Here is a 24788-nt window from a genome sequence, read left to right on the forward strand (position 1 = left end):
TAGCCATCACTCCACATCGAAACCCATCTGCTGGACGAAGTCTATATCCTGCGGGTCGAACACTGAAAGGTCCTGCTGCCTGAACCGGCCGGTGGTATTGGGCGGCGCTACCTGACTGGCCAGCTCGGCCAATCGCCGCTTGCTGACCTGGATACCTGCGAATTCACGCAGCGCCTCCAGCTCTCCCTCCGGGTCCACACAGAGCCTGTCGAAACTCAGGAAGTGCAGTCGGTGCCCCATACGCTGGCGAAAACCCTGCATCCGTTTGTGCGCAGCCACCCAATAGCGCAAAGCGTTCACCGGCGTGGGGGAAATATCGCCCTCCAGCAGCAGGTCACCCCAGAAGTACTTCAATTGATTCTGGTTTTCACTGAATGCCATATCCAGGCCGTTGCGCACGACATAAACAAACTTCATCTCCGGAAAAGAGCGATCCAGCATCGGCAGCAGAATGTGACTGTTGGGCTGTTTCCACCCCCAGTGCTCGTCGCGGGCTGCGCCGCCGGGGACCGACAACAGAGACTCATGTGCCCTCGCCAGCAGATCCGGTGGCAGCACCGGACTGCGGTCATGATCGCAGGCCTCCTCAAGCAGCGGCTTTAACTCAGGCGGGACTTCCAGCCCCTGACGCATGGCGTTGGTGAACAGCCACGCCAACTTGTCCATCTCCTCGTCAGAGCGCAGTAAAATAGTGCGCCGCACATACAACAAACTGAACCAGAGGTTGTCCAGCGACTCATTGAGTTCCCCACCGAAGGTCACCCCCATGTCGCCTAGTAAACTGACCACCAGGCGCGTCCCACTGCCACCCAGTCCGCCAATGACTATCGGCGCGGCGTCTTCCGGGGATACGCGATAGACTGGGTTCGCGGCCTGATGACCGAGAACGCTGTGCGCCAGAAACCGCGCTGATTGACGCTTCTGGAAAGCCATCGCATCCCTGTAGGCCTCAATCTGATGACCAAGCTGCCTGATCAATTCAGGATCTTCACGGTTCAGATAGGCGGTAATCGATGCCGCTGTTTTCACGGATAGGTCGTTGCCCTGCCAGGCGTCATCTGCCGAGGGTTCGGGCTCAACAAACAGCGCACCGTCTCCGCGGCCAAGAAACAGCCTGGCGACCAGCTCATTGCCCTTGCGGCAGCTTTCTATCACCTCCAGTCTCTGCTCCGGGGAGAGCACCGCCTGGTTGGAAAACACACTGGTGGAGGAGGCGTCGACTTCGGCGGAGTATTGCATCAGCAGGTCGTTGAACCGGCCATTCTGTTCAGCGTCTTCAATCAGGCAGTTGACCATGCGCTTATACTCACCCGCCGCCAGCGAAAGTCGCGGATTAGAGTTACCCTGGTGGAGGTCGAACTGCTCACCCAGTTCCGCACCAAAAACGTGGTACATAAAGTCCCGGCGTATGTCTTCGCCATGAAACTGCTGCCGCTCATAAGGACGCACGATGACCTTGCCCGGTTCCAGCGAATCCGCCCACGGTGCGAGGATGCGTGGATAGTCAAAGCGCTCCATCTGCTTGCGAAAGATGAGATCAATGCGCCGTCGCTGCGGACCGGCTTTTATCTGCTGGTTATAGCTGGCCATGATGATGTTGTCCTGGCGCCGCACGTAGCAGACCACATGCAGGTCAAACCAGGCCGACACCTGGGCGCAGAACTTTCTGGCCCGGGCTTCATCAGCCCATGCCATCAGCTCAGACGACAGCAGCACATTGCCCACGCTCTCCTCCGCCAGCACTGGCGCCCACTCATCTACTGTCTCGAACTGCCACTGGTCTTCAAGGAAGCGCGGGATATGCGGGGACAACAGGTGGTGCGCGTTAGACATCGTGCCGCGCTCGGGATAACTGATGCCCATCTCGCCCAACGCCTGACGGTTGTGCGCGAAGAAATCCTGCAACGCAGTGGTACCCGTTTTACCCATACCTATGTGCAGATAAAGCTTCTTCTTCATTCCGTCTCTAATTCCTGACTGTGCGAATCCGCTGCTATGGGGCTTTCACGCCCAGAGCAGCCCGGTAAGCCTTATCGTGTTTGCCGGCCAGTATGGCCGGGTCAAACTTCTCGGCTGCCGCGGGCACGGCGCGTTGCATGCAGCGGTAGGTTTCCTCGTTACCCGCAACACTGGCAAGCAAGGCCGCCAGCGCCGGCACATCGATATTATCATCTTCCAGTGGGAACACTGCGCCCGCAAAGCCATTATCACCCTGCAGCATGCGTGAAATCTCTCCAAGATCACTGGCCAGGAATGGCACGCCGCTTTGCAGGCATTCGATAATCACCAGCGGAAAGCTCTCACCCCGGAACTTTGACGGCAGAAAACCCATGTCCGCAGCAGCAAAGTAACCTCTCACGTTGCGCTGGAAGCCTTCCAGGTGCACAAAAGCAGGGAGTGCCGTATCGCGCAGCCGGTCGTATTCCGGACCATCTCCTACCAGTAGCAGATGGATGTCCGCGCCACCGAGGATCCGCGCATTTTTCACTGCCTCGATAGCCTCGACCCACCCCTTCTCTGCCATCGCGCGGCTCACCAGGGTCAGCACGAAAGCCTTCTCGGGAATACCCAGGGCCTCTCTTGAGACCGGCTCAAAGTCCTCCAGTTCCAACGCGTTATCGATGCACTGAAGGCGGGCGTGCTCAAGCAGGCCATGACTGCGAATGGCCTCAAGGTTCTTCTCTGCGACATAGATCAACACCGCACTGCGCTGAACCAACCGGGGCAAAATGGGACGCAAGTCATATTCATTAATCGTCTCATACATCCCGTGCAGGGTAACCACAGTACTGACACTCGTGTCTTCGGGAAGGATGTCGAGCACAGTGCTGTCCATCCAGGCATGGTGAGAGTGGATGATGTCGATGTCGAAGTCATCGACAATACGTTCCAGCTGGGTAAAGTCCGAGACGATCGGGATATCGCGGCGCAGCCTGTTGCGCACACCTTCCTGCCGTGGCTCGCGGTCGCAGTCCAGGTAGGTCACATTATAGCCGTGGGCCTTCATAATATTGGCCAGGCTGACCGGGAACGTTTCTCCGCCTCCGGCGCAGAATGCATAGGAGGCCATCAGTAAATTAGGCGTCCTGGCCTGACGGGCTTCGGCAATTCGCCTGACGCTGAAACAGCTCTCCAGCGCCTCGTCGCTATATTCCCCGCGCGTCTCCCGCCAATGAATCGCCAGGTTATCGCGCAAGGTATCGAACACCCCGGATGGCACATCATAGAAGCGCTGAACCGTCTGCGCCACGACTTCGTGCTCCCGATAAAATGCATCCTGGGAGTATGAGCCAACCGACGTATTCTCACCGTGGATGCGGTAGTAATTGCACGCCTCGGGAGAATAGGCGAGCATCCCGCCACGCAACAAGTGCAGGTAAAGAACCCAGTCCCCGCAGGTGCGCATTTCCCGCCATTGCGGGTCTTGCAGAATTTCCAGCTGGCGCGGCGTCCTGAACAGCGCCGAACTTACATTGGGGATGATGTTCTTCACGGCGAAAGCATCGCGCACAATCGCTGAGCCCGTCTCGATAATGCTGCGGTTCCAGCGCTGGGGGTCGATATCGTGCAGGTACTCGTTGATCGACCAGATCTGCTTTTCGCCGTTGCCGTCCATGAATACGGTTCTGGAGTAGGCGAGCATAATCGCCTCATTCTCGAAATACGGAACCAGTGTTTCGAGGAAGTTCTCGGTGCACCAATCATCACTTTCGGCTATCCAGACAATGTCACCGCGGGCCAGGTTGAGACCTTTTTCCCATTGATGGAATACGCCGCCGGAGTTTTCCTCGTTGATGACCAGCGTCGACTTTTGCGGATAGCGCTGGTGAAACTCGCGCAGTACGCTCGCGCTATCATCGGTAGAGGCATCATCGAGGAGAATGACCTCAAAGTTGCTGTATGTCTGGGAGAATATGGACTCCAGCCGCAGCGTCAAATAAGCCTGATGGTTGTAGTTGGGCACGATCACACTGATCAGCGGTGCAAAATCAGCACTCGCCTCGCGCTGCTGATACAGCATCGGCGTCAGCAAACCGGCATCTGCGGGCAGGTGCATGTCCCGGGGTACTGTGCCAAGCAGGCGATTGAACCCGCGGAAAAACGGCCTGACCACGCGGCGCAGGGTCCAGGCAACACGCGGTTGCCGCAAACTCATGCGATGATATATGAGAATAGATTTCAGCCGGAACTGTACCCAGCGCCCCGCGGACCAGGATTTGAAACGCTGTACCCGAAACACCAGGCTGCGCAGCGGTGCAGTAAGCTTCCAGGAAGTTGACTGTTCCATAGCCGTCAGCTGGGCGGAGATATCACCAAGCTGCTCTTGCAAATACGCTTTCTCGTCGCTCAATTGCAGATTGCTAGCTTCCAGTTGGCCAGCACGCTCGATCGCCTCCCCGAGCTGGACCTGATGCTCTGCGCTGATCTTGTCAATCTCACGGCCCTGCTCGTCCAACTGGGATTGCAGGTCCCGGTTACCCGACTGCAGGCGGATGGCTTCCTCGCGCAAGGGCTGTAACACCGACTGATGCTCATCGCGCATCCGGCCGATGTTGTCATCCCTCTCCTCAAGCTGCCGCCCAAGATCGTCGATCACATCCCGGGAATGAACAAGCGCCAACCGGTCGTTGCGGCAGCTGTTGCTCAGCCGCGATAGCGCGGGCGTGGCAATTTCCGCCATGCGCTCCCGCGTATCCTGACGATGATAAACAGCCAATGCCGGCTCGACGGCCTGCCCAGTCGTGTTCTCCAGCAGACGTTCCAATAGTTCCTCGAACTCCAGCACCTGCGGAAACCCTGCTTTCAATTCAGCCCTGGCCTGCGCATCTTCAGCGGATCGATAGAGGCCGGGATCGACAAAATTACTGCAGAAGTCTTCAATAAGCGCGTTGTCGACAGGAACCTTGAGATATGCGGCCAACCCCTCCAAAACCCTCGCCGGCTGCTGTAGAAGCTCAAGATAGGGTACATAGAACGCGGGTAGACGTGCCTCCAGTGCCTGGGCGGTCAGGGAAAGCCACAACGCCGCTCCCTCTGCCAGCGTCTTGCCGTATTCGTAAAAGGTATCATTGGCACGGGCACGATTGCGTTGCGAAAGCGCCACTTCAACCGGTGATCTCAGGGTGTGAATATAGAACACCCGATCTGGGTCATAACCTGCCCGCTCAAAAGCTGCCTGCCAGAAACCCAATAACTGGCACATGCGTGGGTCTTTCACCAGCGCTACGGGCGCTTCGCCATAAATTTTCTGGAGCAGGAGAGAGGCATCTTCCAGCCAAGCCTGTGAGTCGCTGAAGTCATCCAATTCAGGGGCCCGGAAAAGCGGGTTGTCCCAGCTGCCCCCCAGGTGAGCCAGCAACTCATTGTTGAAGGTAACGATATCGGGGTGCTCGAAGAACCCCTTCTGGTTTTCATCGTTGGCGTAAATTTCGTCCAGGCAGGCATCAGCACCCAGGCTCGCCAGGGCTGCGGCACAGAGTGACGTGCCGGAGCGGTGGGCGCCCAGTATAACAATCAGTTTTTTGGAATCAGACATATGCACCGGGACATACCAGACCAGGCACCCAAGGATCAGAATAGTGGGGCAGCATTATACGCAAACCCACTAGATTTTCTTCAACAACGTGGCGAAGAAAAGGCCCAGGTTGGCACTTCGGGTCTGTGCGTAGAAACCGCCGCGGCGCAAAGCACCAAGGCGCTGTAAAAGACCCCCATTGTGCAGTTGCTCAAAGTGCGCGAGTGACGCCCTGCCCTGTTCTGTGAGCAGTGAATCAGCCTGGCGCAGCGCTGCCACATTACGCGCATTCCAGTCGCGGTTGGTTCCGCCCAGCGCTTTGAGGTAGCGCCTGCAGCGCGAGACAATGCCCATATTCGCACCCACCAGGTTGTCCTCATGCTGCCGGTACATCAGGGAAGGCCGCGGATCGTAAGTCACTGCACCGCCGGCACCGCTGACCAGCAGGTAGCACCACCAATCGTGCATCACCACATCGACCGGCCCCGCTTCCTGCAACAACGTCCGCGCAGGGGCATTCATGACCATGGTATTGCCGCCGGCAATATTCTGGATTAGCGCGTTGGCGAAAGCAGGCGGCCTGGCGAACAAGGGTGAAAGGCCGGCCGAAGCGGCGGACTCTGCAAGGGAACGGGTGCGGCTTCCATAGAGGGCTGGCGTTTGCGCGTCGTCGCCAGCCAGGGCTTCGAGGGCGCGTGCCAGTTTGTCACTGTCCCACACATCGTCCTGATCGCAAAAAGCAAAATAGTCCGCCTGAATATCAGGCGCACAAAGCAGTGAAAGGAAATTCGCGCAGTGCCCTGTACCCGGGCCCCTGCGAATCGAGAGCGAATGTGCTCCGTGCTGCCGGGTGTACGCCCCCAGGACAGAGAGTGTGTCATCGCTGGAGCCATCATCCGATACATAGATGTGCCCCGTCACCCCGACGGGGAACGCAATCGAGTCGAGCTGCTCAGCGAGAAAGCGGCCCCCGTTATAGGTACAAAGGAGAACCGCTAATGATTGCTGCGTACCCGTCACTCAGTCGCGTTATAGGGTTCAAGGATGGCGTTAATCGCCTCTTCGTCAATAATGACATCGTCAGTCATCTGGAACTGGGAAATGAAATCTTTCATCGCGAGGCGACGATACTCAGTTTCCATCTCATTGATGATGGTGGCTTTCACTTCGTCGAACGACTTGTATGATTTTTCCTGGATACCGTCTAGGCGGATGATGTGCAGGCCAAACTCGGAGTTGATTATTTCAGAGTACTCGCCCACTTTCTCAATGGAAAAAACGCCCTGGCTATAGCGCGGTGAAACGCCCTCCTCGCCAAAAGCGACCCAGCGGTTGAATTTCCCTTGCTTATTTTCGGCACCCGGCTCATCCGAATGCAGGGTAACCATCTCCACAAAGTCTGCACCGGCGCGCAGTTCCTCAAGCACAGCCTGGGCCTCCGCCGTTAACTCGGTACGATCCCTGCCGGGAGGAGATGAAAAAAGAATGTGTGAGGAGATACGACGTTCAGGTATCAGCGCATACTTGTCCTTGTTCACCGTATACTGCTCTTTAGCCAATTCAGTAAAGTCCGGCATTTCAACTCTGGCAGCGACACTTCTCAGCATGAAATCACGCTGGTAGGCCAGTAAGCCATTACGGTACTCCACCGCCAGATCGGGGTTATTGGCCACATAATCTTCTGCTTCTGCCGCCAGCTTCTTGTTGGCCAGCGCAAGGTTTATCAACTCCAGGCGATCACCCTCATCCTGGATTGCGGCGCGCCGCATTTGGGGCGTCCAGCGTGTCACCGTGTCCGCCAATTCCTCGTAGTCGAGTGTTGTAGCACCGTCTTTTACTACAATGCGCTCCTCGGAAAATGCAGGGGACATAAACAGTACTGCGGAGAATGCCAGAACAAGGTATTTGAAATTGCGCATAACAGAATTAACTCTTAGATCTCGTTTTTCAACAATAAAAAAAAGCCGACACCCTGGGGTGTCGGCCTTCACTTAGGTCTTACGCTCTTGACTTACGGAGTGACAGACTGGGTACGGCTGTGACGTACGATACGGCCATAGTTGGCTGCAGGCAGGTCAGCGAAAGCACGCTGCCAGGCTACGAAGCCGACCATGGGCGCAGGAGAAGTCACAGGCGCACAAGTCATCGCAGGGATGTCATAGCCAAACACTGCACCAATGGGGTTCACGGTGCCAGGCACGTATTCACATACGCGAGTGTCAGGAGATGAAGTCGCTGCTAGGCTAGTCCAACCGAAGCGTGCGCCGTCAGGCTTGGGCACTTCGATGAAAGCAGGCGCGTTCAGTACGGGAGCAGTACCCCACTGGAGAACGTTTACTTCCTTGTCCAGTACGTCCACAGGAATCTCGCTAGGAGGCTGCGGAGATACCACCAGGTCGCCTTCTTCAACAATGATGCCTTGCTCTTCACGATCGTAGACAGTGAAAGAAGCAGTCATCGGGATGTCTCGGAAGTCACAAGCCGGGATGGTGTTGCCGTCGATCACAGTGCCGGTGCGAGTACATACGTCAATACCCGTGTCCAGACCAACCTGGAAGAAAGGCAGATCAACCATCAGGTACTGACCTGGGATAGTAACAACCCAGTCAGTGTCGACAGTGAAGTCACCGCTGGAGTTTGCAGACCAGTCGTTGATCAGGGTCTGAGCGCCAAGCACAGTACGCAGGCTGTCGTACAGACCAACAGTTGCGCCCGGGCCAGCGGCACAAGTGGGATCAGGTGAACCACCGTTCAGGTCAGGATGGTCGAAGCCACACAGGTCGCCGTCGAACACACCCAGCTGCTGGTTGGTCATGGCGGGGCCGTCAAAGTAGTTCTCAACGTGAACGGCGTTGTCGCCGAATTCTACGCCGGTCTCATCAGACTTGATGAAGTAGGATACCTTGAGGGAGTTAACCGCTTCTTCCCAATCGTTGTCAGTGGGGACACGAGAGCCATCGGCCTGCAGTGCGCGCTGAACAGTCAGAGCTGAGTTAACAACACCGCGAGTAGTGGCTGAAACACCACCTTTGAAGAAGTTGTCGCGTACGCCGGTACAGTCAGCAGGAACGCCAGTAGCGTCGTGCTTGGCAGCAACAGCAACAGCAGAAGTCTCGGAAACCGGAGAACCCATGCTCAGGATCTCGATGTAACCTGTTTCTGCGCCTTCACGGTAGATGTTAGGCATTACAAAACCGCCAGCAGGGTATGCGGGGGCAGTACAGCTGTTGTCATTGGAGATGAACTTGATGTCGTCGCCGGCAAGCGCAACGAAGCCGGTGTACACGTCGTTGGGAGACAGTACAACGTTGAAGTCAAGTGCGTCCATGGAATCTTCAGCGCGACGCAGGCGAATTTTCAGTGCCTGGGTGCGGTTGGAAGAGTTGATTACGTTTACGCCAGTGGCATAGCCTTCCTGTACTGTGTAGTAAGGAACGATGGCCAAGTCGCCGAGCCTGGTTTCAGCAGCCAGGGCACCGGACTGGGCATTCGCCATTCCAGCATAACCGGCAGAAACGGCTGCAACTGCAGCGGCGATGCCGAGAGGCTTAAAGTTTGTGTTCATAGGAGACTCCTAGTGTTTAGTCTTGTTTACAACCTAAAGGTACTTACATTTTGCTAGCGCTATTATTGCTAGCTGCAGCCAGCTGTCAACCGACAACTACAACTAATAGTTGGCACTAAACCACCACTCACCGTCGACAAGGATCCACCTCTCGTGCAGTTCGCGCGGCATAGCACCCAACGCTTTAGCCGCAGCTGAGGTTTGTTTGGTTGGTCTGGACATGACCCCGACCACCACACTCGCTACAGCTGCAGAGCGATCATAGTGAGTTATCTCGATACCTGTCAACTCCCAGTCCGCGGTATATGAAAACTTTTTTACATACAGATGCTTAGGGAATACTTCTCGGTAAGCGGGCGAACTGTACTCCCAGGCCTTGCCCCAGTCGTGGGCAATGCGGGCCTGCCAGCGCTCCTCCACCCTGTTCTGCAGATCCTGGCGCTGGGCCTCGGTGAGCTCAGTGGGTTCTTCAGCAGCCTCCTGACAGCCTCCGAGGAGGACCAGGGCCAGCACACCAAGCGGCAACAAAAAACGTCGTAACATACTGATTTTCTTAACCATTTACTTAAAAGACGGCGCGATTATACGCGAACGGAAGGGGAATTGATACGCATGGCAGCAGGAGCCGCACTATACGCCCCCTGCCAGGACGTTCAGGGCTGGCAATGTACACCGTGCGGGGCGCTGGCAGAACGAACAAAGGATGCTCTGTATCCATTTTTCTGAAGGCGTGATCCCGGCCTGCACAACAGGCCGGCTATTTTCGTGAAAAGTACCAAGTGCCCGTAAACTAGAGGCTATCTTCGTCTATCAGATCAAGATTCCGCACTCTTGAACGCATCTCCCGGCTGACCTCCCGCAGGGCTTCTTCATTATAAAGAGCACGCGGCGTGATGATCACCAGGAGCTCAGTGCGGTTGGAGGTATCTGTATCGGTTCCAAATAACGCGCCAAGGACCGGGATAGAGTGCAACCACGGTAAACCCTGGGAAGCGGTACTGGCATTTTCCCGGATCAGCCCGCCCAGCACCACTGATTCATTTGAGCGCACTGCCACACGGCTTTCGATATTACGCTCAAGGAATGCACGTTGACCGGTAGCCGCATCGATCTCACCCACGTCGGTGACCGACTGCTTTACATCCATAGTTACCAGGCCGCCGGCGTTGACCGAGGGTTTCACATCCAGCTTTACCCCGGTATCGCGATAGGTAATGGACTGGGTGATGCGGTCAGTGTCGCTGGCAAGGGAGCCGGTCTGTGAGTCGATGATTGGCACCTGCTGGCCTACGTGGATATAGGCAGAGTGGTTATCCAACACCATCACCGAGGGCGTGGAGATAATATTGAGCAAACTGTCCTTGGCCAGCGCGTTCAATACCGCACTCACATCGCCAATAGAGTTGGTTACCGTGTAGGAAAAGCCGGGCACGATAGAAGCCGGCTCAGTGGCGTCAGCAATACTGGAAAGAAAGCCCTGGCCACTGTAGTCGCTGCCCAGTCCATTCTTGAAGGTCCACTCCAGGCCATAACTCAACTCGTCGGTTAGGCTCACCTCGATAATACTGGCCTCGATGATCACCTGGGTCGCGACGACGTCCAGTTGCTCCAGTGCCGTTTCGATAATCCGGTACTGCATGGCGCTGGCATAGATCATCAGCGCATTGTTCTCGTCGTCGGCCACCACGCGCACGTCCGCCACGGCTTCCCGGCTGCCGGTCGCCCCTTCCATATTCAAGTTAGCTACCGAGCTGCCCGCCCGCGAACTGGCACCGGAGCCGCTGCCACCGCCAAAAGCGGAGCCTACAGATTCTGGTGACATCCCCGGCGCAACGCCACCCCTATCGCGCACGTTGTCATCGTCGTCGTAGCCAGATCCGTTGCCGCCGGAATAGATGCTGTTAATCAATTTCGCCAGGCGTTTGGCCGTGGTGTTCTGCACCGGATAAACGTACAGCCGCTGGTCAAACTGGGAATAGTGTGCGGCGTCCAGGCGCTCGATCCATTTCTGCACGCTCTCCAGATAATGGGCTCGCGGTGTCACGATCAGTATGCTGTTCAAACGCTCCACCGGCACCACGCGAACCATGTCCTTGAGATTACCGCCATCGCCCTCGCTGCCCATCATGGCATCCAGTGCCATGGAGACTTCCTCCACGCTGCTGTTCTCCAGGGGGAACAGGCCCACGGACATCCCCTTAAGCTGATCCACGTCGAAGGTGTAGACGATATCGAGCCAGCCATCCAATTGCTCTCGCGTCCCCGCCAGCATGAGCAGGTTTCGCGTGCTGTCCACGCGAACAAACGCCGATTCATCCGCCACCGGCTGGAGAATCTCGGCCATATTCTTGGCACTGATATACTGCAACGGCACGATGATCGTGGAGAAACCGGCAATATCATCCCGCGGATTCGACAGTCCCGGCGACAACTTGCTGCCGCGGTTGGTCCCGGTAACAAGGTAGCGGCCATCGCTACCGCGAATCATGATGGTGTTGTTCGCCTTGAGTAGCGATTCCAGCACGCCCAGCAACTGGTCGCGGGGAATGGGGGTGCGAGTGCGCAGGGTGACCTGGCCCTGGATGGGGTTGTCGACAATGTAATCCAGGTCGAGTATGTCACCCATGATTGCGTGGGTGACCTCGCTGAGCGGCGCCTGCTCAAAATTCAGGCTTACATCCTCGCCCACGAAGCGCACAGACTCCCGCTTCTTGGGCATATTAACGTGCCGATCATTGCCCTTGTAAACAACGGCTTCCTGAGAGGGTTTGGTTTCCGCACTCTCCGCCAGTTCTGCAGCGGAAGTCGCCAGGGGGGAGATCTCTTCCACAGGCGCGGCACTGGCTGACGTAGCCTGCTCTGCCGGCGAGCGGCCGCCGGTTGATGCGCAACTGGTCAGCAGCGCCATAACCAGTGCCGAAACCGTAAATCGAAGGGTGTTCATTCCTGTTGGCCTGCTCATATATTCTTCTACTTTGCTATTCATTATCTGGACCCGCGCCCAAGGCTCAGGCTGTCTTCGCCAGCGCTGGCTTTGGCTCGGGGTTTCCCGTTTCCGGGGTTTTTCTTCTTGCCGGACCCGCTATCCTTCCCGGATGCCACGGCACCGGGTGACTCAGCCGGCTGCGCCGCTGCCTCGGGAGCCGGGGCTGGCGCCGTGCTGCCCTGTGCAGCCCAACTGCCGCCCCGCTGCAACGCAAGCGTGGCCTGGCGACCATTGCTACTGAGCACCGCCTCGGTAGGGCTCACCGACTCCAGCGTCCAGCCATTGACCGCCTGGTTTATCGTTACCCGGTGCTGCTTATTCTTTTCCTTGGCGAGCACAATAATACCGGCGGTCTCTCCCGCACCAAAAACGCCGGCTAGTTCCAATCCTGCAATCTTTGCCGCCTGTCGCTGTTCCGCCTTGGCATCGGCTATCGCGGCGGCCTCCGCCGGTGCCGCCGTGTAATGCGGCCTGCGCGATATCCAGAACAGCGGACGCTCGCGGATCTCGTTCCTCAGTTCAGGCGTTATCGGGGGAGTGGAGCGCAGGCTCTGTATTTCCAGCGCCTCCGCAGTCGGCTGTACCGGCGCGGGGACGGAGGGGAACACGCTGCGATAGGCGCCCCAAATCAATTGCAAAACCAGCAGCGCCAGCAAAACCAGCACCACCAACTCCACCCGTCGTTCAGAGCGCAAGGGATCCAACTGTCGCTGGTAGCGCTGCAGGAAACTCATATTACCGACCTCAGTGACAGCAGGCGTATGGATACGGTTGCCTCCTGCACTTCCGGTTCACCTTTGCTGCGCCTCTGCCGGGTAGGCCAGATATCAAGGCCCTCAACAATGACCAGGGGAGCAAATCCCGCGAGTTCGTCCAGCGCCCGGTCAAGGCTCTCCATATCACCCGCCACCGTGAGCTTTACCGCGATGTAGTCAAACCTCTCCTCTTCCCTCACGGGAAGCACCTGACTGTTACTGACATTGAGGCCCGCGTCGGTCATCAACTGCCGCACATCGGTCTGCATGGATGCTGCCACCGACGCGCGCTCCGAACTGGCGGGATAGACCAGCCGGGCCATCTGCTGCTGAACCCGGCCGGAGGATTCCCGCAAACGCGCCTCCACCTGTTTCACACCCTGCAGTCTGGCGATGCGTGGAGCGACGCGCTCAATCTCACCGACATACCCTGCCCTGAGGTCCCAGGCGCTGAATAGCAGGTTGAGATAAACCAGCAGCGGGACAAGCAGCGTCGCACCGCAGATGATGGCACTGCGCTGATGTGACCTCACCCAGTCAATCACGATGCATCTCCCCTGCGTTGAATCTTCAGGTGAAACTGCTCAACATTGGTCCCCGGGATTTTACGAATCGGGCTGGCGGCAGTCACTCCAGCGTATTCCTCCTGCTCAGTGAGCAACTCCATAATGGCAGCAGCATCGGCTGCCCTGCCGCGCAAATCGATTTCCTGCCCGCTAATCGCCAGTCGTTCGACGTAAGCCGTATCACCGACGATGTTCGTCAGCCGTGCGAGCTCTCGGTGTGCGTCAGGGTAGAGAGCGGTCACCTCATTAACCGCGACAATGGTCTCGTTGGCAGCACCCAGGGCAGCGCGCAGGCGCGATGCGTCCGCCGCTTCACGCTGGGTCGCTGCGACCACGCTTTCCAGGCGCCCCAACTCCAGCTTCTTGAAGCCAGCGCCAACGGCGGCAAGCAGCAGCAACACCAGTCCCGCGATGGCGAGCATACCGCCCACCCGGATCAATCTCCGGCGATACTGACGCTCGCGATTTCCTTCGCCGAAGCCCCGTACTACCACCATCCGTCCGGCTGTATCCACCCAGACTTCCTGCGCATGCGCATCGTGACTCTCGTAGTGTTGACCAACATAGGTCATGGTTGCGCTCAGCGACACAATCACCAGCGTCACCTCCAGCTGTTGCTCATCACGACCCGTGATCACCCAGCCGAATCCGGTATCGTCTGCAGAAAACGGGCTGTTTGCGCTCACCTCCAGGGCCAGCGCAGCCTCCAGGTCGGTTTCTACAGCCAGCGGCAAGCGCAGGTGCCTGCACAACGCCTGCTCCTCCGGCAACAACACCGCCGAGCAGGCTGCCGGGATGTTGGCCACGGGTCGCCCGCCATGGTAGACACTTTCGCCAGCCGGGGTTCGCAGTTTTACTGCCTCATCAAGGTGAGCGCGTACCGGGGAATCATAGGCCCACAGCAGATCACGCCAGGCGGCCATAAAGTGCCGACCCAACTGGCGCATATCATAGCCGAACAACTCCCAGTTCTGGCTGGATTCAAACATGCACAGACCCCAAATTCATCGCTATCCCCCGACCACTCTTGGCGCCTCAGTGCGCACTGCCTGCCACGGAAGCGCTGAGCCCCGCACCGACTCCATTTTTAACCAGCGGCGGCGCAGCCAGGTACGCCCGCCATAGCTGACCAGTGCGTCTGCACGGTATACGCCCCCACCGCGCAAACGACCCACTGAGCCCGCCGAGGCCATTGACGCTCTACGTCTGCCGATCGCGTCTGCCTGCCCCGGATTCACTTCCGACAGTAAATTCATCATCGACTCAGGCGCTGAACTCCAGTCCATGGCGCCGCTTGTCCAACTGCCGGCAACGGCATAGTCGCGAATACTGTCCAGCAAAGTACGCGTTACGCCATCAACCCGCAGCATGTCTTCCAGCGAATAGAAGCGGCCCTTTTCTTTTCGCAATCGAGTTCGCTTACCCGCTGTGTCATCGGCCAGCCCGCTGCGCCACTTTATCACACTAGCAGCCACCATTTGCGCCTCGCCCTTGTCCATCCCGCCAGCAAAATGGAACAGCCCCTGCAGCATTTCCGGGGAGGCGTTATTCACGTCGACAAAACCCGCTGCCGGGATAATTCTCACCAGTACCTCCACATCGCCCAGTCGCTGCCGGGACTCCGAAACCATGGGGCCCCCGCCGGCTGCATCGAAGCCGCTGCGGCGTTCAACCATCGCCAGGGTGATGGCACCATCACCTGCGGCAACCGCCTTGGCCCGCGCCAGATAGAGCTGCGTCGTTTTCGTGTCCACCTTCGCCGAGGCGACAATACCCGCCACCAACAGGGACATGCCGGCAATAAACCAGACCACGATGGCAAGTGCCACTCCGCGTTGCCGCTTCATCGCTGCACCTGCATGATCAGGTCTGGCCAGAAGCGCCCGGAGGATTTCATCTGCAGGCGGACCAGCGCCGGAGCAACGGCATTTTCCTGCCAGCGGTCGGTCCAGTCTGCGTTGTATTCCTCACGCAGCGTGACCTCGAAGGCTTCCAGATCAACGACCAGTGGCCTGGACGGTGATTGCTGCCACTGATCGTCATTCAGATCGGTGGCCGTTGGCGCCATCCAGCGCAGCATCAGCTGCCCTTCCTCTTCAGCGATTCGCACCACGTGAGTACCACCATAGGCCTCACCAAAGAGCAGGTTGGTTTTCCATTCCAGAAAACCGTCACCCAGGCGAAAGTAGGTTGCATCCCGGCTGCCGCTACCCAGACTCAAACCGCCACTCGAGCTGCCCACGACAGCCGACTCCATCAGGTCTCGCAGGAACTCGCTGACCGAGCGAATCTCATCAACACGCCCACTGACTTTCTCCAGTGACACCTGCGTGTTAGCCAATGTGCGCAGTGCAGTCACCGTACCCAACAACACCATGCTCAGGATGGTTAGCGCCACCATCACTTCAACAAGTGTAAATCCACGCGTGTGTCTAGCGCCGTTCACGCTGGTAACCCTCGACCACTGAATTGAGCACTATTTCACGGCGCTTGCTGCCGTCGAACCAGGCAACACCGATTTCCAGGTTGTGCAGCTGCGTGCGCCCCATTCCGGTCCGCTCCAGGTCGACCGGACTGGTCTGCACGCGCCAGCTGTATCCCCCACTGGTTTCACCGGCCTTATCAACACCATCGGCCGCAACCATGCCGTTGTCGGCGAGTAGCGAACGGGCAAGCTCAATGCCGTAGGCATAACGCTCCGAAGTCCGCACATTGCGCGTGGCACCGCTGGCGGCCTGGTAGAGAGAACCCAGCGCAAGTCCGAGTATGGAAATCGCCACCACCATCTCCAGCAGGGAGAAACCCTGCTGCCTGCCCTGTATCCGCTTACTGCGTTTCATAACTCACCTGGCTAACACCACCCATCAACCAGTCCACCGTTATGTGCACGCCGCGGCCAACCGGTGAGCGGATTTCGATATCGCCCCCGGTGGAGCTGCCCTCGGGATAGAAACGGATCACACCGAGGTTACCGCGATTGACTTCGCCCGCAGTCGTCACACTCAACTCGAATCCCCCTGGCAACTGCAGCACGTCCTCGTCAAACGCAATGCGTTTGTCGCCGGGGTCAAAGGTGACATCCTGCGCCTTACCTCTGTCCATTGCCTGCTGCCGTGCAGACCCAAGCGTACTGAGCACATCGCGCACAGCCTGGCGGTACTGGATAGACTCATAGAAACGCATGGAAGCGGGCACGGTCACCGCCAGCAAAAGCCCGACGATGGCGATAGCAACCATAAGCTCAACGAGCGTAAAAGCTGACTGCCGGGAAGCAGGAGCAATCGATGTCAGGGCTGTCATCAGAGTTCAGCGGAAACGGTGCGAACCGCGGGGGCGGGCTTCGCTTATTTCCAGTTGCCCACGTCGGCGTCTTCGCCTTCACCACCGGGCGAACCATTGGCCCCGTAAGTGAAAATATCTATTTCGCCGTTCTCCCCGGGGTACTTGTACTGGTAATCATTATTCCAGGGGTCCTGCGGCACGTCAGACTTGAGATAAGGCCCATTCCAGCCAGTGGCATTCCCGGGTTTCTTCACCAGTGCGTCCAGCCCTTCCGAGGTGGATGGGAAACGCCCCACGTCGAGCTTGTACATCTCCAGCGCCTGTTCCAGGTCCTTGATCTGGATACCCGCTGTCTTGGTCTTGGCACCACCCAGCTGGTTCAGCACCTGGGGCCCGACCAGGCTCATCAACAACCCAAGAATGGCCAGTACGACCAGTAGCTCCATCAGGGTAAAACCGCCCGCATGTTTTCTTGTTCTACGCATCATTTGCTTCACGTCCTTACATTTTTTCGCGCTGCTTGTGGCGCGTTATTTTCCTAAACTGCCAGGTTGTTGACTGACAGTATCCCCGACAAAATGGCGATGATAATCACTGCAATGATGGCACCCATGGTCAAGATCATCACCGGCTCCAACAGGGCCAGTCCTCGCTTCACACCAGACTGCACATGGCCATCAAACACCTTGGCCAGCTCCAGCATCATCTTGTCCAGGCTGCCGGATTCCTCACCCACGCGTATCATCTGAATGACCATGGGCGTGAACATATTGGTCTCCTCCAGCGCCACCGACATGCGTTTGCCCGCCTTCACCGCCGGGGGCAGTACCTGCAGGGACTCCCGTATCACCCGGTTGTCCACGGTATCAATGGCAATAGAGATCGCCTTCAACAGAGACACCCCGTTGCCCAATAAGGTTCCCACCGTTCTGGCGAATTTGGATACTTCGAACTCGAAGACAATGCCACCAGCCAGCGGCAGCTGCAGCAGACGCCTGTCCATAGCGACCTTGCCCTGCTCAGTTGAGGACCAGTTGCGGAACATTATTCCACCGCCGATCACCAACAACAGTAACAACCAGCCCCAGGACTTGAGGAAGTCGGCACCGCTGAGCACGACCTGTGTCAGCACCGGCAATGCATCGCCCATATCCTCAAACAGACTTTCGAACTGGGGCACCACGAAACCCAGCATCAGGACAATGGAAAGCACCGCCACCACCAGCAGAATTGCCGGATAGATCAATGCTGAGACGACACTGTCACGGTTTGTCTTGGCGTTCTCGAGGTACTCTACAAGCCGGTCCAATACGGCCGATAACTGCCCACTGGCCTCACCGGAACGCACCATACTGATGTAAAACGTACCGAACAGCTTCTCGTGGTGCTGTAGTGCGGTGGACAGTGACTTGCCGCCCTTGACCGCTTTGAGCAGTTCATTGAGCAACTGCAGCATGGACGGCTGCGCCGCCATATCGATCAGTACCTTGAGGGCGCGGTCCAACGGCAGGCCTGCGCGCAGTAGCACCGCCAGTTCGGAGGTCATGGACAGGATTTCCTGGCGAGTCGGTGGCTTCCCCGCGGCTTTCTCCGCCTGGTCAAGCTTACCGCCCTGCTCCAGCTTGAGCAGGGTCAGTCCCTGGGACCGCAGCTGGCGAGAGGCCAACTCCAGGCCGTCTGCATCTATCACGCCCTGGCGCGTCTTCCCGTCACGACTGACCGCCTTGTAACTGAATGTGGCCATGTCCTAGACAGAGACCGCCTGTTCCGCCTTCGGCGCCACCTCAACGACCTCCGGGGCCGCCATGTCTTCACTCTGGTCCTGGGTAACGCGCAGTACCTCTTCCATTGAAGTCAGGCCGGCAGCAACTTTGCGCAAACCGTCCTCATACAGGGTGATCATGCCCTGGCGCCGGGCAGCGGCATGCAGCACCGTGGCGTCGGCACCGCTCATGATCACACGGTGCATCTCTTCATCCAGGGGAAACAGCTCGTGGATAGAGGTACGGCCGCTGTAGCCTGTTTCCATGCAGTGCGAACAGCCCGCCGCCTGGTAGACCTCGTGCTGCCCGTCTGCCAGGTAGGGCGCAATACCGGACCGAGCGATCGTTTCCGGGGAAAGTGTGGTCTTTTGTTTACAGTGTGTGCAGAGCGTGCGCACCAGTCTCTGCGCCAGCACCCCGTTCACCGAGGAGGTAATCAGGTAACGCTCCACCCCCATGTCCTCGAGGCGGGTAATTGCCCCGGCTGCGGTGTTGGTATGCAGGGTTGATAGCACCAGGTGACCGGTGAGTGCCGATTGCACACCTATCTGCGCCGTCTCAGTATCGCGCATCTCACCGATCATGATGATATCCGGGTCCTGGCGGAGTATGGAGCGCAGCGCGCGGGCAAAGGTCAGCTCAATCTGTGACTGTACCTGAATCTGGTTAACGCCCTGCAACTGATACTCCACCGGGTCTTCAACGGTGATGATCTTGAGATGACCCGAGTCCAGTGAGGCAAGCGATGCATACAGCGTGGTGGTTTTACCGGAGCCGGTAGGACCGGTCACCAGCAGCACGCCGTGGGGCCTGGCAAGAAGCTCCCGGTAGCGACCCAGCGTGTCATCGCTGAAACCCATATCGGTGAGGCTGAGGCGAATGCTCTCGCGGTCCAGCACACGCATCACAATACTTTCGCCGTGCACGGTGGGAATCGTAGACACACGCAGGTCCAACTCATGTCCCTTGACCCGGGTCATGATGCGCCCGTCCTGGGGCAGGCGCTGCTCGGCGATGTTCATGTGGGACAACAATTTAATACGCGAGGCGATGGCGGCACTCAGGCTGGGCGCGGGAGCGTCAGGGTGCTCCTGCAACACCCCGTCCACGCGGTAACGCAGGTGCAGGCCATCTTCAAAGGGTTCGATGTGGATATCTGAAGCAGACATGTCCACAGCGCGATGAATGATCTGGTTAACCAGGCGAATAACCGGTGCTTCACTGGCGAGGTCACGCAGGTGCTCGATAAATTCGTCGTCGCTTTGCCCGGCGAACTGATCGTTGACGTCATCTTCCTCGCCCTCTTCCCCGGACTGCAGGTAAACCTGCAGCGCCCGATTGATATCGGACTCCAGGCCCAGGGCGATATCGACCGGCTTATCCAGGGCCATGGACAGAGCCTTGCTGATGAAGGGGTCCTGGGGTACCGCGGCGGCAAATTTCACCTGCCCGGCGTCAGCACTGACGGGCACCACGGCATTGGAAAAGAGGAAGTCCAGGGCAACGCCGTCGATCGCCAGCGGTGCGTCGGGATAATCGGCGGCAGCGTAAAGTGCCAGCCCCAATTGCTGGCTCAATACCTGGGCGAAGTCGAGTTCGGACACCAGGCCCAGCTTGATCAGCACCTGGCCAAACATGTCGCCCATTTCACTCTGGGCCAACAGGGTCCGCTCCACGTCTCGCTCCGAGACCTTGCCCTGCTCCACCAGCAATTCGCCGATTTTTTTCATTGCCCACCCGAGCCGCTGCATAAATAGTGGCCACACATCAACAAGATACGTGACACGGACTGCGTCATTGTAACACAGCGATTTGACGCTAAAGGGTGGTAAAAGTTCGGGGCCGAACGGCCCCGAGTGGAGAAATCAGGCGATTTCGAACAATCCTGCAGCGCCCATGCCACCGCCGATACACATGGTGATCACAACACGCCTGGCGCCGCGACGCTTACCCTCAAGCAGGGCGTGGCCGACCATGCGTGCTCCGCTCATGCCGAAGGGGTGGCCGATGGAAATGGAACCACCGTTGACGTTGAGCTTGTCGTTATCGATGCCCAGCTCATCGCGGCAATGAATCACCTGGCAGGCAAAGGCCTCGTTGAGCTCCCACAGGTCGATATCAGCAACTGAAAGACCGTGGCGCTGCAGCAGTTTCGGGATCGCGAAAACAGGACCAATGCCCATCTCATCGGACTTGCAGCCCGCCACGGCCAGGCCGCGGTAGATTCCCAGTGGCGCCAGGCCCTTCTGCTCGGCCAGCTTCGAGTCCATCACCACGCAGGCCGATGCGCCGTCGGAGAGCTGAGACGAATTACCGGCAGTGATAAAGCGCCCCTCCTTCACCCAGTTACCGTCTTTCCACACCGGCTCCAGACCGGCGAGGCTCTCCAGTGTAGTGGATGGCCGGTTGCAGTCGTCACGGTCTACCACCACGTCTTCATAGGTGGTTTCCTTGGTCTCTTTATTGAATACAGCCTTGACCGCATTCATGGGCACAATTTCGTCGTCGAACACGCCCCCCGCCTGCGCGGCAGCGGTGCGCTGCTGGCTCTGCAGGGAATAGATATCCTGGGCTTCCCGGCTGATACCATAGCGCTCGGATACAACCTCAGCCGTCTCCAGCATAGGCATGTAAGCCGTCGTGTCGATGGCCGCTACGGTCTCGGAGACGGCGCGATGGGTGTTCTTGTGCTTGGTCTGTACCAGGGAGATGGATTCGACGCCACCGGCAACAGCGATGTCGTATTCGTTACAGATAATGCTTTTAGCCGCCGTGGCAATGGACATAAGTCCGGAGGAGCACTGGCGCTCGATGGCCATGCCGGCAACTGTATCCGGTAAACCACCGGCGATACCGCTGAGGCGGCCAATGTTATAACCCTGCGTACCCTGTTGGGCGGCGGCGCCAAAGATACAGTCGTCTACTTCCGCCGGATCAATACCGGCACGCTCCACTGCTGCGCGGACCACATGGCCACCCATGGCCGGCGCTTCGGTGTTGTTAAAGCCGCCGCGGAATGACTTGGCCAGGCCGGTTCTTGCGGTAGATACAATTACTGCTTCTCTCATGTTCTGTCTCCTAGTTGGACTACTTGTTGGACAATATCTTCGACAACATGCTGGAATATCGTATTCAGGAACGCTGGCTGGAGCAGGAGACAATCTCCCCTGTCATATAGCTGGAGTAGTCCGAGGCGAGGAACATCATCACGTTCGCCACTTCCCAGGCCTCGGCGGCTCGGCCGTAAGCCTCTTTCGATTCCAGCTCTTCCAGCAACTCCTCTGAGGCGGATTTACGCAACATGGGGTGCAGCACAATAGACGGTGACACCGCGTTGATACGCACATCAAACTCAGCCGCTTCCAGGGCCGCGCAGCGCGTCAGCGCCATAACCCCTGCCTTTGCTGCCGCATAGTGCGCCTGTTCCTTTTGTGCGCGCCAGCCCAGTACGGAAGCATTGTTAACGATAACACCTCCCTGGCCCCGCGCTTTCATCACTTTCATCATGTAGCGGGTCATACGCATGGTGCCGTTGAGCGTAACATCAATCACCTTGTTCCACTCGTCGTCTTCCATGTCGATAAGCAACTTCGACGTACCCAGCCCGGCATTGTTGATCAGAATATCCACACCACCGGTCTGCGCCTCGGCAAAGTCCACGAGAGCCTGCACATCATCCTCTACAGCGACGTTCCCAACCTTGCCAAAGACATCCTGCAAACCGCTCTCGGTCTTCAACTTTTCCACGGCGGCATCCAGTCGCCCCGGGTGAATATCACTGAGCACGATTGCCCGGGCGCCTTCTTCCGCGGCACGCATCGCCGCGGAAAAACCAATTCCAGCGCCGGCAGCAGCTGTAACCAGCACTGACTTGCCCTTGATCAGGCCGTGGCCCGCTACATATTCCGGTGTCTTTAAACTCATAAGTGATTTCCTACTTGGCCGCTACACGCGGTTCCTTGGGCATGCCCAGGCCGCGCTCGGCAATAATGTTGCGTTGGATCTGGTTGGTACCGCCATAAATCGTATCGGAGCGCACGAACAGGTACATGGACTGTAATCGACTGAGCTCGTAAGGTCCTCCCTCGAGTATTTCGCACTCAGGGCCCATCACGTCCATGGCCAACTCACCGAGACTGCGGTGCCAGGTAGCCCAGAACAATTTGTAGATCAGCGCTTCCTTCTGCAGCGAGCCGTCGGAGCCGCTCTGGCCTGACAACATGCGCATGGCGTTGTAGCGCATTATTTTCAGTTCGGCATGGGCGCGGGCGATACGCTGGCGAATAGTCGGGTCCTGCCCGGCGCCGTTTTTTCTGGCCAACTCCACCACCTGATCAAGCTCGTTCTGGAACTGCATCTGCTGGCCCAGTGTGGACACGCCACGCTCAAAGCCGAGCAGGCCCATGGCCACTTTCCAACCATCGCCCGGTGCACCGACAATATCTTGAGCATCGCATTCTGCGCCGTCGAAGAACACCTCGTTGAATTCAGAGGTGCCGGTAATCTGTTCGATGGGACGCACCTCCACACCCGGCTGATCCATCTTCACCAGGAAAAATCCCAGGCCTTTGTGGGCAACCGAATCCGGGTCAGTACGGGCAATCACAAAACAGTAATCCGACTCATGGGCCAGGGACGTCCACACCTTCTGTCCGTCGAGAATCCATTTGCCGCTGGCTTCATCAAAGCGCGCCTTGGTCTTCACGTTCGCCAGGTCTGACCCGGCACCCGGCTCGGAGTAACCCTGGCACCATAGCTCGCTACCGGCCACGATGCCGGGCAGGTACTTCTGCTTTTGCTCTTCCGTACCAAAGGCGATAAGTGTGGGGCCGGCCAGGCCTTCACCTATATGGCCGACGCGCCCGGGCGCACCGGCGCGTGCATACTCTTCAAAAAAGATAACCTGTTGTTCAATGGAGCAGCCGCGGCCGCCGTATTCCTTTGGCCAGCCAACACAGGTCCAGCCGCCTTCGGCCAGCTTTTTCTCCCACTGCTGGCGCTCCTGGGGGAAGGTGTGCTCATCACCGGGGCCACCACGGTACTTGAGTTTGGCAAACTCACCGGTGAGATTGTCGTTCAGCCAGGCGGCAATTTCCTCTCGGAACTGTTCGTCCTCTGCACTAAAACTGAGTTTCATGCGACATCCTCCTTGTCCAACAACAGGGTGGCGAGGCGCTCGCGATGGGCCGCGCCGTTACCGAGCAGGTGCTCGGACGATTTTGCGCGTTTGAAATACAGGTGCACGTCATACTCCCAGGTAAAGCCCACGCCGCCGAACAGTTGCAGCGCATCGCCGGCGATCGCAAAGTAAGCGTCTGAGCAATAGGACTTGGCAACGCTTGCCGCCTCGGGTAACTCGCTGGCAAGCTCACCACCCGCCAACGCCTCCTGCGCCACACAGGCGGCATAGTACACACCGGAACGGGCCACCTCTGTTTGCAGCATCATATCCGCCGCCTTGTGTTTCACCGCCTGGAAGCTGGCAATAGGTCGATTGAACTGCACTCGTTCAGTGGTGTAATCGACGGTCATGTCCAGCAGCTGCTGGCAGCCACCCACCTGTTCTGCAGCCAGCGCTACGCTGGCCAGGTCGATCACTGTCGCCAGAGCCGGCCAGCCGTTGCCCGCCTCGCCCATTAGCGCCCCGGCGCTGAGCGCTACATCAACCAACTGCAGACTCGCCTGCTTGCGGGCCTGATCCATTGTCGGTAGCCAGCTACTGCTGACGCCCTCGGTATCAGCGGGCACCAGGAACAGACTAACGCCCTGTTCCCCGGAAGTACCTTCCTCCCGTGCCGCAACAATGATCAGGTCGGAGGTATGGCCGTCGATGACATAGCGATAGTCACCGTTGAGCAGGAACGCATCACCATCACGCCGATAGGTCGCGGTCACGCACTGTGCATCCCAGCGATTGACGCCCCCATTGAAGGCGACCGTAGCCGTTAATCCTTCAGTGCAGAGCTTACCCAGCCACTGTGACTTTTGTTCTTCATTGCCCAGCACCAGCAGGGCATTACTTGCCAGGCACACGGTGGAGAAAAACGGCGAACACAGCAGGTAGCGACCCATCTGTTCCATCATTGCGACGACTTCCACGTAGCCCAGCCCCATACCACCGTAGGCCTCCGGCACATGTATCGCCTGCCAGTACATCTCGCCGCAGATACGCTGCCATAGCTCGGCGTCGTAGCCCCGTTCGGTGGCCATGGCCTGGCGAATGGCCTCGCTGGTTGAGACTTCTGCAAGAAATGCAGCCGCGGTATCGCGGATCATTTCCTGTTCTTCGGTAAACGCAAATTCCATAGTTACTCCATCCTGGCCATCGCTGTCGCGCAGGCTGCGATATCCGCCCC

General features: G+C 58.1%; 21 protein-coding genes. All 21 read right to left on the minus strand.

The window, feature by feature from the left end; all coding sequences use genetic code 11:
• Positions 1–6: 6 nt before the first annotated feature.
• The 21 genes from C0039_RS04190 to C0039_RS04290 all read right to left on the minus strand — a co-directional run bounded on the left by C0039_RS04190 (position 7) and on the right by C0039_RS04290 (position 24738).
• Complete coding sequence (locus C0039_RS04190; protein WP_101517316.1) at positions 7–1959, minus strand: sulfotransferase; 1953 nt, start codon at positions 1957–1959, stop codon at positions 7–9.
• Between the two features lie 34 nt (positions 1960–1993).
• Complete coding sequence (locus C0039_RS04195; RefSeq protein WP_101517317.1) at positions 1994–5536, minus strand: glycosyltransferase; 3543 nt, start codon at positions 5534–5536, stop codon at positions 1994–1996.
• A gap of 69 nt (positions 5537–5605) precedes the next feature.
• Positions 5606–6535, minus strand: a complete 930-nt coding sequence (locus C0039_RS04200; RefSeq protein ID WP_101517318.1) for a glycosyltransferase family 2 protein — start codon at positions 6533–6535, stop codon at positions 5606–5608.
• The gene (locus C0039_RS04205) at positions 6532–7434 is read right to left on the minus strand and encodes a peptidylprolyl isomerase (RefSeq protein ID WP_101517319.1); all 903 of its coding nucleotides are present in this window, start codon (positions 7432–7434) and stop codon (positions 6532–6534) included. Before C0039_RS04205 ends, C0039_RS04200 begins: the two co-directional genes overlap by 4 nt.
• Before the next feature lie 92 nt (positions 7435–7526).
• Complete coding sequence (locus C0039_RS04210) at positions 7527–9080, minus strand: hypothetical protein (protein WP_101517320.1); 1554 nt, start codon at positions 9078–9080, stop codon at positions 7527–7529.
• Positions 9081–9182: 102 nt separating this feature from the next.
• On the minus strand, positions 9183–9623 hold the full coding sequence (locus C0039_RS04215) for a hypothetical protein (RefSeq protein ID WP_076000375.1): 441 nt from the start codon (positions 9621–9623) through the stop codon (positions 9183–9185).
• Positions 9624–9870: 247 nt separating this feature from the next.
• Entirely contained in the window at positions 9871–12024 is a 2154-nt protein-coding gene (gene gspD / locus C0039_RS04220) for a type II secretion system secretin GspD (protein ID WP_101517321.1), read from the minus strand.
• A 41-nt stretch (positions 12025–12065) separates the two neighbouring features.
• Complete coding sequence (locus C0039_RS04225; RefSeq protein ID WP_101517322.1) at positions 12066–12800, minus strand: hypothetical protein; 735 nt, start codon at positions 12798–12800, stop codon at positions 12066–12068.
• A complete protein-coding gene (gene gspM / locus C0039_RS04230) occupies positions 12797–13366 on the minus strand; it encodes a type II secretion system protein GspM (RefSeq protein WP_084179621.1) in 570 nt (189 codons plus the stop codon). Before gspM ends, C0039_RS04225 begins: the two co-directional genes overlap by 4 nt.
• Complete coding sequence (locus C0039_RS04235) at positions 13363–14376, minus strand: PilN domain-containing protein (RefSeq protein WP_076000371.1); 1014 nt, start codon at positions 14374–14376, stop codon at positions 13363–13365. Before C0039_RS04235 ends, gspM begins: the two co-directional genes overlap by 4 nt.
• Before the next feature lie 21 nt (positions 14377–14397).
• The gene (locus tag C0039_RS04240; protein ID WP_076000370.1) at positions 14398–15234 is read right to left on the minus strand and encodes a hypothetical protein; all 837 of its coding nucleotides are present in this window, start codon (positions 15232–15234) and stop codon (positions 14398–14400) included.
• Positions 15231–15833: a prepilin-type N-terminal cleavage/methylation domain-containing protein gene (locus tag C0039_RS04245; RefSeq protein WP_243391549.1), complete on the minus strand. Its 603-nt coding sequence runs from the start codon at positions 15831–15833 to the stop codon at positions 15231–15233. Before C0039_RS04245 ends, C0039_RS04240 begins: the two co-directional genes overlap by 4 nt.
• Positions 15820–16227 carry a type II secretion system protein gene (locus C0039_RS04250; protein ID WP_101517324.1) on the minus strand — a complete coding sequence of 136 codons (408 nt, stop codon included), beginning with the start codon at positions 16225–16227 and terminating at the stop codon, positions 15820–15822. The genes C0039_RS04245 and C0039_RS04250 overlap by 14 nt, the downstream gene beginning before the upstream one ends.
• The gene (locus C0039_RS04255; protein WP_101517325.1) at positions 16214–16687 is read right to left on the minus strand and encodes a GspH/FimT family pseudopilin; all 474 of its coding nucleotides are present in this window, start codon (positions 16685–16687) and stop codon (positions 16214–16216) included. The genes C0039_RS04250 and C0039_RS04255 overlap by 14 nt, the downstream gene beginning before the upstream one ends.
• Before the next feature lie 44 nt (positions 16688–16731).
• Entirely contained in the window at positions 16732–17157 is a 426-nt protein-coding gene (gspG, locus tag C0039_RS04260) for a type II secretion system major pseudopilin GspG (protein ID WP_076000367.1), read from the minus strand.
• A gap of 50 nt (positions 17158–17207) precedes the next feature.
• On the minus strand, positions 17208–18413 hold the full coding sequence (locus C0039_RS04265) for a type II secretion system F family protein (protein WP_101517326.1): 1206 nt from the start codon (positions 18411–18413) through the stop codon (positions 17208–17210).
• A gap of 3 nt (positions 18414–18416) precedes the next feature.
• Positions 18417–20162 (minus strand): GspE/PulE family protein, encoded by a 1746-nt coding sequence (locus tag C0039_RS04270; protein WP_084179615.1) that lies wholly within the window; start codon positions 20160–20162, stop codon positions 18417–18419.
• A gap of 135 nt (positions 20163–20297) precedes the next feature.
• Positions 20298–21500, minus strand: coding sequence for an acetyl-CoA C-acyltransferase (locus tag C0039_RS04275; protein WP_101517327.1), 1203 nt, complete (start codon positions 21498–21500; stop codon positions 20298–20300).
• A 64-nt stretch (positions 21501–21564) separates the two neighbouring features.
• Positions 21565–22356: an SDR family oxidoreductase gene (locus C0039_RS04280; RefSeq protein ID WP_101517328.1), complete on the minus strand. Its 792-nt coding sequence runs from the start codon at positions 22354–22356 to the stop codon at positions 21565–21567.
• 10 nt (positions 22357–22366) lie between these two features.
• Positions 22367–23569, minus strand: a complete 1203-nt coding sequence (locus C0039_RS04285) for an acyl-CoA dehydrogenase family protein (RefSeq protein WP_076000362.1) — start codon at positions 23567–23569, stop codon at positions 22367–22369.
• Entirely contained in the window at positions 23566–24738 is a 1173-nt protein-coding gene (locus tag C0039_RS04290; RefSeq protein WP_101517329.1) for an acyl-CoA dehydrogenase family protein, read from the minus strand. Before C0039_RS04290 ends, C0039_RS04285 begins: the two co-directional genes overlap by 4 nt.
• Between the last annotated feature and the right edge of the window lie 50 nt (positions 24739–24788).

It is taken from the genome of Pseudohalioglobus lutimaris, from assembly GCF_002866825.1.
GTDB lineage: Bacteria > Pseudomonadota > Gammaproteobacteria > Pseudomonadales > Halieaceae > Halioglobus > Halioglobus lutimaris.

What these genes read in the sequence shown, in the direction of transcription:
- C0039_RS04240 (WP_076000370.1), bottom strand. Translation starts at nt 15,234, where the DNA reads ATGAAGCGGCAACGCGGAGTGGCACTTGCCATCGTGGTCTGGTTTATT.
- C0039_RS04250 (WP_101517324.1), bottom strand. Translation starts at nt 16,227, where the DNA reads ATGAAACGCAGTAAGCGGATACAGGGCAGGCAGCAGGGTTTCTCCCTG.
- gspD (WP_101517321.1), bottom strand. Translation starts at nt 12,024, where the DNA reads ATGAACACCCTTCGATTTACGGTTTCGGCACTGGTTATGGCGCTGCTG.
- C0039_RS04280 (WP_101517328.1), bottom strand. Translation starts at nt 22,356, where the DNA reads ATGAGTTTAAAGACACCGGAATATGTAGCGGGCCACGGCCTGATCAAG.
- C0039_RS04215 (WP_076000375.1), bottom strand. Translation starts at nt 9,623, where the DNA reads ATGTTACGACGTTTTTTGTTGCCGCTTGGTGTGCTGGCCCTGGTCCTC.
- C0039_RS04210 (WP_101517320.1), bottom strand. Translation starts at nt 9,080, where the DNA reads ATGAACACAAACTTTAAGCCTCTCGGCATCGCCGCTGCAGTTGCAGCC.
- C0039_RS04225 (WP_101517322.1), bottom strand. Translation starts at nt 12,800, where the DNA reads ATGAGTTTCCTGCAGCGCTACCAGCGACAGTTGGATCCCTTGCGCTCT.
- gspG (WP_076000367.1), bottom strand. Translation starts at nt 17,157, where the DNA reads ATGATGCGTAGAACAAGAAAACATGCGGGCGGTTTTACCCTGATGGAG.
- C0039_RS04205 (WP_101517319.1), bottom strand. Translation starts at nt 7,434, where the DNA reads ATGCGCAATTTCAAATACCTTGTTCTGGCATTCTCCGCAGTACTGTTT.
- C0039_RS04255 (WP_101517325.1), bottom strand. Translation starts at nt 16,687, where the DNA reads ATGACAGCCCTGACATCGATTGCTCCTGCTTCCCGGCAGTCAGCTTTT.
- C0039_RS04275 (WP_101517327.1), bottom strand. Translation starts at nt 21,500, where the DNA reads ATGAGAGAAGCAGTAATTGTATCTACCGCAAGAACCGGCCTGGCCAAG.
- C0039_RS04265 (WP_101517326.1), bottom strand. Translation starts at nt 18,413, where the DNA reads ATGGCCACATTCAGTTACAAGGCGGTCAGTCGTGACGGGAAGACGCGC.
- C0039_RS04290 (WP_101517329.1), bottom strand. Translation starts at nt 24,738, where the DNA reads ATGGAATTTGCGTTTACCGAAGAACAGGAAATGATCCGCGATACCGCG.
- C0039_RS04285 (WP_076000362.1), bottom strand. Translation starts at nt 23,569, where the DNA reads ATGAAACTCAGTTTTAGTGCAGAGGACGAACAGTTCCGAGAGGAAATT.
- C0039_RS04195 (WP_101517317.1), bottom strand. Translation starts at nt 5,536, where the DNA reads ATGTCTGATTCCAAAAAACTGATTGTTATACTGGGCGCCCACCGCTCC.
- C0039_RS04235 (WP_076000371.1), bottom strand. Translation starts at nt 14,376, where the DNA reads ATGTTTGAATCCAGCCAGAACTGGGAGTTGTTCGGCTATGATATGCGC.
- C0039_RS04190 (WP_101517316.1), bottom strand. Translation starts at nt 1,959, where the DNA reads ATGAAGAAGAAGCTTTATCTGCACATAGGTATGGGTAAAACGGGTACC.
- C0039_RS04270 (WP_084179615.1), bottom strand. Translation starts at nt 20,162, where the DNA reads ATGAAAAAAATCGGCGAATTGCTGGTGGAGCAGGGCAAGGTCTCGGAG.